General features: G+C 47.3%; 7 protein-coding genes. 5 read left to right on the top strand and 2 right to left on the bottom strand.

What is annotated here, in order from left to right; genetic code table 11:
• Positions 1–57: 57 nt before the first annotated feature.
• Both BC349_RS04195 and BC349_RS04200 read left to right on the top strand, forming a co-directional pair.
• Positions 58–1,449 carry an ammonium transporter gene (locus tag BC349_RS04195; protein ID WP_187255480.1) on the top strand — a complete coding sequence of 464 codons (1,392 nt, stop codon included), beginning with the start codon at positions 58–60 and terminating at the stop codon, positions 1,447–1,449.
• A 113-nt stretch (positions 1,450–1,562) separates the two neighbouring features.
• On the top strand, positions 1,563–2,690 hold the full coding sequence (locus BC349_RS04200; protein WP_187255481.1) for an outer membrane beta-barrel protein: 1,128 nt from the start codon (positions 1,563–1,565) through the stop codon (positions 2,688–2,690).
• Positions 2,691–2,789: 99 nt separating this feature from the next.
• Here the strand turns inward: BC349_RS04200 and BC349_RS04205 are convergent, their stop codons facing one another.
• On the bottom strand, positions 2,790–5,375 hold the full coding sequence (locus BC349_RS04205) for a phosphoenolpyruvate carboxylase (protein WP_187255482.1): 2,586 nt from the start codon (positions 5,373–5,375) through the stop codon (positions 2,790–2,792).
• Between the two features lie 351 nt (positions 5,376–5,726).
• Here BC349_RS04205 and thrA point away from each other — a divergent pair, with 351 nt between their 5' ends.
• The 3 genes from thrA (at position 5,727) to thrC (ending at position 10,519) form a co-directional block, all read left to right on the top strand.
• Positions 5,727–8,171 (top strand): bifunctional aspartate kinase/homoserine dehydrogenase I, encoded by a 2,445-nt coding sequence (thrA, locus tag BC349_RS04210; protein WP_187255483.1) that lies wholly within the window; start codon positions 5,727–5,729, stop codon positions 8,169–8,171.
• Between the two features lie 14 nt (positions 8,172–8,185).
• Positions 8,186–9,145 (top strand): homoserine kinase, encoded by a 960-nt coding sequence (locus BC349_RS04215; RefSeq protein WP_187255484.1) that lies wholly within the window; start codon positions 8,186–8,188, stop codon positions 9,143–9,145.
• A gap of 78 nt (positions 9,146–9,223) precedes the next feature.
• The gene (thrC, locus tag BC349_RS04220; protein WP_187255485.1) at positions 9,224–10,519 is read left to right on the top strand and encodes a threonine synthase; all 1,296 of its coding nucleotides are present in this window, start codon (positions 9,224–9,226) and stop codon (positions 10,517–10,519) included.
• Positions 10,520–10,531: 12 nt separating this feature from the next.
• Here the strand turns inward: thrC and BC349_RS04225 are convergent, their stop codons facing one another.
• Positions 10,532–12,508, bottom strand: a complete 1,977-nt coding sequence (locus tag BC349_RS04225; RefSeq protein ID WP_187255486.1) for a S9 family peptidase — start codon at positions 12,506–12,508, stop codon at positions 10,532–10,534.
• Positions 12,509–12,599: the final 91 nt, after the last annotated feature.

The following is a 12,599-nucleotide window of genomic DNA, read 5'->3' on the forward strand; positions in this document are numbered from 1 at the left end:
TTTAGAGGAATAGTAACAAAGTATTTATTTTTTTAATATTCACTAAAACCTACCGAAATGAGTAAACTGACAACGAAGCAGGTTGCCCCCTTCCTGGTCCTGGCTGGTGTAGCTATTGCCTCTTTATTTATTCCCGCATTGCCCAACTTTGATGATGGCGGCAAACTGTACAGTGCTGCTGATACAGGTTGGATCATCGTAGCCACTGCGCTTGTTTTCCTGATGACACCCGGACTGGCATTTTTTTATGGCGGGATGGTGCATCGCAAGAATGTAATTTCTACCATGATTAAAAGTGTGGTAGCAGCCGGAGTGGTTAGCATTCTTTGGGTGGCTGTTGGATTCAGCCTTTGTTTTGGTGAATCTATTGGAGGATTCATCGGCAACCCTTTGACCTTCGCATTTTTCCAGGGAGTTGGTTCAGGCGCACCCTGGAGCCTGGCACCAACTATTCCACTGGCCCTCTTTGCATTGTTCCAGCTGATGTTTGCAATTATTACTCCCGGACTTGTAGTAGGGGCAGTGGCTGAAAGGATCCGTTTCACGGCATATATTATGTTCATCGCCTTGTTCAGCCTCCTGGTATATGCTCCTATTGCGCATTGGACCTGGCATCCGGAAGGCTTCCTTTTCAAGATGGGCGTACTTGATTTTGCCGGTGGCACTGTAGTGCACATTTCTGCAGGTTGTGCTGCCCTGGTTGGTGCACTTGTCCTGAAACGCCGCCAATCGCATATTGACCAGAAGGAAATCCCACCTGCGAACATTCCCTATGTACTGATAGGTACCGGATTGCTGTGGTTCGGATGGTTTGGATTCAATGCAGGATCTGCACTTGGTGCCAACGCACTGGCCGTCTCCGCATTTGCCACAACCAATACAGCAGCAGCAGCAGCCGGCCTGAGCTGGATGTTCTTTGATGTTGCCCGTGGTAAAAAGCCTTCTGTTCTCGGATTTTGTATCGGTGCAGTCGTGGGCCTTGTGGCAATTACGCCGGCTGCCGGTTTCGTTACCATTCACCACAGCATTTTCATTGGTGTTATTGCAGCCATCATTTCAAACCTGGCTGTTTATTACAAACAAAAATCAACCCTCGATGATACGCTTGATGTGTTCCCCTGTCATGGTGTTGGCGGCATGGTAGGCATGTTACTGACCGGTTTTTTTGCTACCAAAGCCATCAACGGCGCGGGTAACGATGGCTGGTTCTTCGGTAACCCATCCTTCTTCTTTACCCAGCTGAAAGCGCTTGGAATTGTGGTGGCCTATAGCACCATAGTATCCTTCGTGATCTTCAAGTTCATCAACTTCGTATTACCGCTGCGCGTAAGCTCTGAAGAAGAGGAACTGGGTCTGGATGCTACACAACACAATGAAAAATACCTGCAGGGCACCCTACTGGTTCACAATAACGGAGCCCTGACCGAAGAAGAACTTTCTGAAGTATAACCAAAACCAAAACTAACTGCTCCTAAAAAGCAGAAAAAGGTACAGCATAATGATAAACTTCTGACACAAGTTCATCGCCGTACCCTTTCCCTTAACACTTAAAATGTTACACAATGTTACAAAAATTCTTTGCAACAGGCCTTGCTTTTGCCTGCACAGTCTCGATATACGCCCAAAGCGGAGAAACCTCAAACCCTGCTCCGGCTTCCTCTGAAACCACTTCTGCTGAAAGCGCTCCACCTGCTGAAGAGAAAAAACCCCTGGTCAGTTTCACTGGTTCCGCAGATGTGTATTACCGTTATGATTTTGGGAAACAGGCCGGTAATAACCGTACCAGTTTCACCGGCGCGCACAATTCCTTCGCTCTGGGAATGGCAAGTATCAAAGCTGAACACCAGGGCGACAAGGTCGGGGTAGTTCTTGACCTTGGTTTCGGTCCAAGGGCAAAAGATTTTGCCTATGCGGATGAAGGTATTACCCAGGCCATCAAACAATTTTACATCAGCTATAAAGCCACGGACTGGCTGAAATTCACAGCCGGCACCTGGGCCACGCATGTGGGATATGAACTCGTTGACCCACAGCTGAACCGGAACTACAGCATGTCGTACATGTTTACCAATGGGCCGTTCACCCATACCGGACTGAAAGCTGAGCTGTCAAAAGGCAAAAACGGATTCATGGTCGGCGTATCCAATGCAACCGATTACCGCATACCGCCGACTGGCCAGGTCAACAAAAAATTCCTCATTGCACAGTATAGTTTCGCGGCTAGTGACAACCTGAAGTTCTACCTCAACTATGTGGGCGGAAAAAATCCCGACACCTCCAAAACAAGTCAGTTTGACCTTGTAATGACAGGAAAAATCAGCGACGCCTTCAGCATAGGCTACAATGGAACCGTTAACACTACAAAAACCTGGGATGGTGACAAAAATGCTGATGGCAAATCCTGGTGGGGTTCTGCCCTTTACCTGAACCTTGATCCCAAACCCTGGTTCGGTCTCACCCTGAGAGGCGAATACTTCAGTGATAAAAATCAGTTCAAGATCCCTACCAGTGGCCCTGATGGTGCAAGCCTGTTCGCCACCACCCTTTCAGCTAATTTCAAAGTTGGCGGCCTGACTTTCATACCCGAATTCAGGATTGAAAATGCAAACCAAAATATCTATACAGATGCAGATGGCGCAGGAAAAAAATCCTCCGGCAGTTTCCTGATGGCTGCTATCTATAGCTTCTGACCGCTGTTTCACATATGGCAAGCAATCGTTGAGCGTCCCCTGTTTCTACAGGGGACTTTTTTTGGTGAATGGTGAATGGTGAAGGGTGAATGGTGAATGTTAGGCGGAATTGCGGCCGGCATTGATTATACCGAATGAACAGCGCATAACGAGCTTCTCATAAGTAGCTTTCATCTCTGCCTGCTTTGACTTTGCAGCAGCCCCTTCCATTTCACGCACTTTCGTGATCGCATATTGCTGGATGGTAGTCAATGGTAATACGATCCGCTCACGCATGGATACAGACAACTGCTCCACCGGATAATCGGCCATCAACTCATTCTTACCAGACAAAAGAAACAGGTATTTCCTCGTCAGTTCATACTCACTGTAAATCATATGCCATATCTCACCAAAGGAAGGGTGATCAGCCAGATGACTGGTGAGGGGGAAATAACATTTCAGCATGGCCATCTCGCAGTTATCGATCAGTGTCTTGAAGAAGACAGAATGCTGGTACATTTCCTTTACCAGTTTCCATTCGCCCCGCTGCTCCGCTTTCTGAAGGGCTGTACCAACACCATAATAACCCGTTACATTCTGTTTCAACTGGCTCCAGGCCCCCACAAAGGGAATTGCCCGCAGGTCCTTCAGGCTGAGCCTCGATGCTGAGCCTCGTTTAGCCGGTCTCGAACCGATATTCGTTTCAGCATAAAACCTGAGCGGACTTGCATGTGCCAGGTAATCTACAAAAACCGGGTGTTCTTTCAGGGACACATATGCATCAAAACCATCCTCGGCCAGTTTCAACAGAAGATCCTGCTGATTTTTTTCAAGTGTCGGCCTGGTATTGCCCCGTAGTGAACTGCTCAAACCGGCGTTCAGTAACTGTTCCATATTGTATTGCGCCGAATCGATGGTTCCAAAATTCGAACTGATGGTTTGTCCCTGTACGGTGAGTTGGATCTCTTTTCCTGAAACATCGTTCCCCATGGAAGCATAAAACTTATGTGTTTTGCCGCCTCCGCGGGCAGGTGGGCCTCCCCTGCCATCGAAGAACAATACATCAATCTGGTACTTCGCTGAAAGCGCTGTAAGGGCTTGTTTTGCTTCCAGAATGCTGTAATTCGCCATCAGGTAACCACCATCTTTTGTTCCGTCTGAAAATCCAAGCATAATGGTTTGCCTCCTGCCACGCTTTTCCAGATGCTTTCTGTAAGCGGGGAAGGTATATAATGCTTCCATGATTTCACCGGCACGCTGCAGGTCATCAATGGTTTCAAACAATGGCACTATATCAATTGTCAATGAGTCTTTATTCCATCCCGCCAGCAGGAATATGCCATACACTTCCATCACATTGATGGCACTGTTACACTGGCTGATAATGTAGCGGTAACAACCTGTTTCACCATTCTGTTCCTGGATGGAAGCTATTGCCCTGACGGATTGTATCACATCCTGGTGAAGCGGGTCCCTGAACATAACGGATTCATCCAGTCGTGATAGTCCCGCCAATAACTTCAGCTTTTCGCCCTCATCCAGTTTGTGGTAATCTGCCGGCAATACTTTTCCATCTGCTGCCAGCATAGTATAAAATGACTGATGAATTGAACTGTCCTGTCTAACATCCAAAGAGGCATAATACAGGCCGAATGCCTTTATTTTCTGGATCAGGTTATCCACTGACCCCGCAAATAATCCATTGTGCTGATACACCAGCGTGTCCCTTATCTGGTTCAGTTGCTGTATCATTTTCCCTGCATCCAGATCTTCCTGTTTTACCTGCCCGAAAACTTCGTTGTACAACTGTTTTTCAAGATTGGCGATCAGTTGGTCTGTTTCCTTGAAAGTGAGTCGCCGCTTCAATTTGCGTACATCCATATAGTATTGCTTCACAATACTGGAACGCAGGGCGGAAGCGACCTGCAAGGTGGTCTCTGCAGTTACAAAGGGATTTCCATCCCTGTCACCTCCCGGCCAGAACCCCATCTGCAACAATGGCTTATCCTCCTGTAACCAGGGAGTCAGTTCGTTGGCGGCATAGGTCAGTATCCTGCCCACAGCATGATAAAACACATTATCAAGGTACCATATCAGGCTCATCGCCTCATCGTATGGAGTGGGCTTTTGTTTTTTGAAAAACGGAGTTTTGCCCAGTTGCTGCAGATAAGTATTAACCAGCGAAGTGTTATTTTCCTGTAACGCTTTGGAAAGGTCATGAATGATTCCCAGGACGGATCCCGGATAGAACTGGGTAGGATGGGCTGTAAGCACCATCCTTACACAGAAATCATCCTGTACGGATTTCGCGGGATCTCCGTCTGTCTGCTCTAAGGATGATTTTAATTGTTTGAGTGTACCTGTGCCGGAAAGATCATTCACCTTACTGAAGGCTGCATCTTCCAAAGCATCAAAAAGAACTACCTGGCGCTCAACATACTGAACGAACCGGAATAAAAGATCGGTCTGCTCCTGCTCCAGGCGATAGCTGCTATGACTGGAAAAAAATTCGTCCATTATCTGAACGGGGCTCTTTTTTTTCTTGTATCCTTCCTCACAAACGTTCAGCAACATGGAGAGAAGAATGCCGGTCTTTTCAATCCGGTGAAATGGAAGGGAGGTAAACAAACTGTTGTATAACTGAAATTTCAGTGCTACTTCACTTTTGAACTTTTGCAGGGCTGCCGGGTCCATACTTGGCATGATTTCGTTGACTTTAAAAATAAAACATGTGTGGCAGCAATCGGGGAATGAATATAAGAAATCAACAGCAAATCGAAGCCAGACATATTAATAACGAAAAAAATATCAAACTAACGCTTGTTATAATTTGATGGCATAGTACCTTTAGCCCTCCAAAGAAAAGTGGCAAATTTTAACACATATAAGTCAGGTTCCATGACGGCTGTCATCACAGCCTCCACCACGACTATTACCACTATTACAACCCGTTAAGGGTTGTTCATTTCCATATTATCCATTGGGCCTTCAGGCTGTTTCCAGAAGTTCAATCATTTCATTTTCAATTATTTTTCAACATTCCAGAATATTTATATGCAGGTAATAAAATTCGGCGGTACATCAGTTGGTAGTCCCGAAGCCATTTTGCAGGTCATTGAAATAGTCGCAGAAAAAATAAAACAGGAGCCGGTCATTACGATAGTTTCAGCTTTTGGTGGCACAACAGATGCATTGCTGCAGTGCGGGGCACTTGCCGCCGGAGGAAACGAACTCTATAAAGAACAGGTAAACAACATCACTAACCGGCACCTGAATGCTGTAAAACAGCTAATCCCCGTGCAGCAGCAGAGCAGCCTTCTGAGCGCAGTGAAAAAACTCTGCAATGAAGTGGAAGACCTCTGCAACGGAATATTTTTGCTGGGCGAAACAACAGCACGCACAAAGGATAAACTGGTGAGTTATGGCGAACTGATCTCATCACAAATCATAAATGCTGCATTCCAGGCCCGTGGTGTTAAATCTACCTGGTGGGACAGCAGAAAGCTTATCCGCACCAATTCTGAATTCGGAAATGCTGTGGTTGACTTCCCTAAAACCGGTGAACAATTCTCTGCCGCCCGGAAAGAACTGTCTACCTCACTGGTGCTAATGCCGGGCTTTGTGGCATCGGATGCAGCAGGCACCACCACAACACTTGGACGAGGCGGTTCTGACTATACTGCAGCCATCGCAGCAGCCGCGCTGGATGCCAGCAAACTGGAAATATGGACAGACGTCAGTGGTATGATGACTGCTGACCCGCGATGGGTGCCCAATGCTAAAGTCATTCCTTCCATCTCCTACCAGGAAGCGATGGAATTATCCCATTTTGGCGCAAAGGTGATCTACCCGCCAACCATTCAGCCGGTCATGAACAAACACATCCCGGTCTGGATCAAAAATACATTTGCTCCAGCGGACCCGGGCACTGTTATTGAACTGGATGGATTCCGAAATGGCAATCCTGTTCGTGGGATTTCAAGCATCAACAACCTGGCACTGCTGAGCCTGGAAGGCAGCGGCATGATCGGAGTTCCCGGATTTTCAAGAAGATTGTTCGAAGCCCTTTCATCGCAGCAGATAAATGTAATCCTGATTACGCAGGGATCTTCTGAACATTCAATTTGCGTGGGTGTGGATGTGCTCAGTGCAGAAAAAGCAAAACAGGCCGTGGACGCGGCTTTCGAGCCAGAGATTACTTTGCAGAAAGTGGATCCGCTGATCGTTGAAAAAGACCTTTCCATTGTTGCACTGGTGGGAGAGCAGATGAAAAGCCATCCCGGAATCAGCGGAAAAATGTTCGGCGCCCTGGGGAGAAATGGCGTGAATGTAAGGGCCATCGCGCAGGGTTCATCAGAGAGAAACATTTCCGCTGTCATATCAACCCGTGATGTAAGGAAGGCCATCAACCTGCTGCATGAAGAGTTTTTTGAAACCACCAATAAACAGGTCAACCTATTCATCACCGGCGTTGGAAATGTCGGCAGCAGGCTCCTGCAACAACTGGCCCAGCAACAGCAATACCTGCTGCAACATAACAAGCTGCAACTTCGCGTTGTAGGGCTTGCAAACAGTAAAAAATATGTGATCAGTGAGGAAGGTTTGGATCTGCAAAACTGGAAAACCGAGCTGGAAAATGGTTCTGATGGAGACATTGCTTCATTTACCGATGGTATTATCCAGCGTAATCTGCGAAACACTGTTTTTGTTGACATCACTGCAAGCGAAATTGTTGCCAGGATATATCCCAAACTGCTGGAAAAAAGTATTGCTGTTGTTGCCTGTAATAAGATCGCCTGTTCATCTCCGTATGTATATTACCGTGAGTTGAAAGACAAAGCCCACGCATTCAATACATCCTTCCTGTTTGAAACCAATGTTGGTGCAGGTTTGCCCATCATAGGCACATTGAATGACCTGTTAAAAAGCGGCGACCAGGTTCACCGTATTGAAGCCGTGCTTAGCGGAACCCTAAACTTTGTTTTCAACAACTACGATGGCAGCAGGCCATTTGCGGAAGTTGTGCGGCAGGCGCAGGACGAAGGATACACCGAACCTGATCCCCGCCTCGACCTGAGTGGTACTGATGTGATGCGCAAGATCATGATACTTGCCCGCGAAGCAGGGGAAACAATTGAAATGGAAGCCATCTCCAATAACAGTTTCCTGCCTGAGTCATGCATGAAGGGAACTGTAGATGATTTTTATAGGGAGATGCTGAACCAGGAAGCCCATTTTAAAGCCATCTATGACGAAGCCGCTGCCAATGGCAATAAGCTGAAATTCGTAGCGAGCTTTAATAACGGTAGGGCGGCAGTGGGGCTGAGACAGATAGCACCTGGCCACGATCTGTATCATTTATATGGAAAGGATAATATTATTTTGTTTTATACCGAACGTTACCCCGAACAACCATTGGTGATCAAGGGTGCAGGGGCAGGTGCCGATGTAACTGCGTCAGGTGTATTTGCAGATATTTTACGTGCAACCCTCAATTAAAACCAGTACCCGACATGAACCAACCTGAACAATCATCTATTCTATATGGCCGGAAAATAACTGTTGAATGCCCGGCAACAGTAGCCAACCTGGTATGCGGGTTTGATATTCTCGGCATGGCCCTGAAGGATCCGCAAGACCTCATAGAAATGTCGGTGTCAGATCAACCTGGCATTCGAATCAGCCATGCAGATGGCTATGATCTTCCAACAGATCCCGCCCAAAATGTGGCAGGTGCCGCATTGCTGGATCTTATGCAGGGAGTGGAAGAATCGGTGGGATTTGACCTTACCATTACAAAACTCATCAAACCCGGCAGCGGACTGGGCTCCAGCGCTGCCAGTTCTGCCGGTGCCGTAGTGGCAGCCAATCAACTGCTGGGCAATCGTTTCAGCCAGAAGGACCTGGTACGCTTCGCCATGGCCGGCGAGAAAGTGGCCAGCGGTGTGAAGCATGCCGATAATATAGCACCCTGCATTATGGGTGGCATCACATTGATCCGCTCTATCTTTCCCCTGGATATTATACAACTCTCCGCTCCTCCCATGTATGTGACCGTGGTACACCCACAGATTGAGGTCAGGACTTCGGATGCCAGGCAGATCCTGAGAAAGGAAGTCCTGCTGAAAGACGCTATTCGTCAATGGGGCAATATCGCCGGACTGGTTGCAGGTTTCCTGCAAAAGGACTATGACCTGATCGGCAGGTCGCTGGAAGATGTCATAATTGAACCCGTTCGAAGCATCCTGATTCCCGGTTTTGACGAAGTGAAAAAAGCGAGCAGGGAAGCAGGCGCACTTGGGGGTGGAATCAGTGGCTCCGGACCATCCATTTTCATGCTGAGCAGGGAAGCGGCAACAGCACAAAACATTTCAGTTATCATGAAAGATGTGTACGATTCCCTAGGCATAGATTCAAAAATCTACGTAACCACATTAAACAATGAAGGTGCTACGATAAGGAATTTGACCTGAGTTAATTTCTGATTCATTCACCCATTGACTTATTCACCCATTAACCCATTGCCTCATTCACCCATTGCCCCATTCACCATGAATTATTACAGTCTTAACCACCAGTCACCTATAACCGATTTCAGAAACGCTACCATTCAGGGGCAGGCTCCGGATGGTGGTTTATATTTTCCCGAAAACATCCCCCAAAAAGGCAGAGACTGGATCGGTAATCTGAAAAATATTTCCAGGGAAGAAATTGCCTTCCAGGTGATCAGGCCGTTTACAGGCAATACCATACCGGAAGATATCCTCTGGAAGATCGTGGCGGAAACCATTGATTTCCCTATCCCTTTGAAAAAAATCCACGACAATTACTATTCCCTGGAATTGTTTCACGGACCTACCCTCGCCTTCAAGGATATCGGTGCCAGGTTCATGAGCCGCTGCCTGGGATATTTTGCCAGGGAGCGTAGTGAAAAGGTTACCGTATTGGTAGCCACTTCCGGCGATACGGGAGGAGCCGTTGCCAGCGGTTTTCACAACGTGGAAGGAGTAGACGTGGTGATCCTATACCCTTCTGGAAAAGTGAGCTCAGTACAGGAAAAACAACTCACCACTTTCGGTGGTAATATCCATGCGCTGGAAGTAAATGGAAATTTTGACGACTGCCAGCAAATGGTAAAACAGGCATTTTCCGACAGGGCACTGACTGAAAAAATATTTCTCACTTCGGCCAATTCTATCAATGTTGCCCGCTGGTTGCCACAACAGTTTTACTATTTCTTTGCCCTGCAGCAATGGACGGAATCAGAGCCACCGGTAATAAGTGTTCCCAGCGGAAATTTCGGAAACATCTGTGCAGGGATCATGGCCTGGAAAGCGGGTTTGCCGGTGAAGCATTTCATCGCCGCCTGTAACGCCAATGATGTTGTTCCCAAATTCATGGAAACCGGAAAATACGAACCCCAAAAAGCGGTTGCCACCATCTCCAATGCCATGGATGTTGGCAACCCCAGCAATTTTGTCCGGATCCTTGAAATATTCCAGAACCAGTCCACTGAACTGAAAGCGATCTTCTCCAGTCACACTACCAGTGATGAACAAACGAAAAAATTGATTTCCGATGTTTTTAACCAGCACAGTTACCTGCTCGACCCGCATGGAGCTGTCGGCTATGATGCTTTGCACGACTGGATTTCAGGCCATCCTGACGAAAAAGGTATAGTGTTGGAAACTGCTCACCCCATCAAGTTCCTGGATGTGGTGGAACCAGTAATCGGACAAACCATCCCGGTACCGGAAAGTATTGCGGAAAGCATGCAAAAAGAAAAAGCAGCTACCCCTGTCAGCAACAATTATGCTGCCCTTAAAGAGTACCTGCTTTCCCGCTGATTTACGGCCTGGTTATTTCAGATATTTATCAAACCAGTAGATATGACGCTGGAACCTGTCCTTCAGGTAACTGGGAACAGATATGCCATGATTTTGATTAGGATAGATGATCAGTCCGGTTGGTATATTCAGCGACTTAAAAGCCTGGTACATCTGTTCTGCACCAATCACAGGTACGTTAAAATCACTCTGGCTGGCCATGAACAATGTGGGCGTTTTAATTTTATCGGCTTTGAAAAAGGGATAAGAAAGCGCCAGCCATTTATCCTTGTTTTTCCAGGGCACTCCTAATTCTTTTTCATATTGGGTGATATACTGGTCACTGCCATACATGCTTAACTGCAGGGAACTTCCGGCACCGCTTACGGCAGCTTTAAAGCGGCTGTCCGTTGCTATGGTATAATTGGTGCTAATGCCTCCGTAGCTCCATCCAGCCAGTCCCATCCTGTTTTCATCAACGATGCCGGCTGCTACCAGATGGTTGGCTACGCCAATAATATCCATCACCTCCCTGTTGCCCCAGTCGCCATAAATGGCACGGATATACGAAATACCCCGCCCGCTGCTTCCGCGGTAATTCACGGCAGCAACAGCATATCCAGCGGAAGCATAGACCATGCGTGTCATATCAAAATCAAATTCATCCTGTGCCACAGGACCTCCGTGAATGAAGATCATCAGGGGCAGTTTTTTCCCTGCCACCGCATCATGCGGAGTATACAGGATTCCGGACACAATGGTTCCGTCTTTGCTCTTCGATTTGAATCCTTCCACCTTCGGCAATACCAGCGGTGCCAGGAAGGAGTCCTGAATCTGTGTGAGCCTTCTCGGTTCACCACCTTCAACTGCAAATATTTCCGCCGGCTGGTGAGCAGTACTCATCACGGTGATCCAGCTGTTCTTCGCTGTATTTGGTTCCAGGTCGTAAAAACTGTGGTCACCGCTTGTTAAACGGGCATTCATGCCTGTAACCGCATCGAAGCTGACCAATTGCACCTGGCGGTCATCTTCCATCAGGCCAACGATAGTCCTGCCATCTTTAGACCAGTGAATATTCCTTAGCGGACGGTCAAGGGCAGCAGACAGAATTTTTTTATCGCCGCCACTTGAAGGGATTACCGCCAGCAGCGGATGTCCGTACATGGTGAAAGGCTCATCGCTGCTGCTTTGCAGGTAAGCAATGGTTTGCCCGTCAGGGCTCCATACCGGGCGGAAGTCCTCCCCGGACCAGGTAGTCAGTTTCACCGCTGCTGCCCCGGGTTTGGCGTCCATCACATAAATATCTGTATTCTCATTATTATCCGGTACTGCTGTACGATTGCTGGTGAAGGCAATTCTTTTTCCGTCAGGAGAAAAAGCCGGCTGGGTTTCACTATAAATACCTTTGGTGAGCGTGTCCAGTTTTTTGGTGGCCAGATCAAAAATGTACAGATGTGTGGCGGTACTATCAAGGTAGCCCTGGTAATCCTGCTTGAAGTGATACCTGCTGATCACATAGGGCTTCCTGATTTTCGTGCTGGCAGAGTCTGCATAATCGGGATCGGAAATGGTCATTACAATTCTATCACCGGAAGGAGACCATTCGTAATCACCGATTCCACCTTTTATATTGGTGAGCTTTTTTGCCTCTCCACCTTTTGTATTCAAGAGGTAAATCTGGCTGTATTTGTCTTCGCCCCGTTTAGCAGTAAACGATATATATTTTCCATCAGGACTCCATCTGGCATTGGATTCACCCGATGGCTCATAGGTTAGCTGAACCTGTTCCTTTCCATCCCAGCTTGTCATCCACAGATCCTTCGTGAACCTGTCTTTTGTACTGTCGGGGGATCGCAATTCATATAAAACCCAGTTGCCGTCAGGTGAAACTTGGGGCGAGGATGGGTGTTGCAAACGATAAATATCTGAAGGAGAAAGCGGTCTTTTGGTCTGGGCATTGGCAGCCATGGAAAACAATAGTAGTCCGACCAGGAATTTACTTGATTTCATATTTTGAATTTAGCAAATCAACTTAAAACAGCAACATATACTTTTCCATAATATCAAAATTTTTAGCCGGAATTCTGATTAGTGCGTACAT

It is taken from the genome of Flavihumibacter stibioxidans, from assembly GCF_014332695.1.
GTDB lineage: Bacteria > Bacteroidota > Bacteroidia > Chitinophagales > Chitinophagaceae > Flavihumibacter > Flavihumibacter stibioxidans.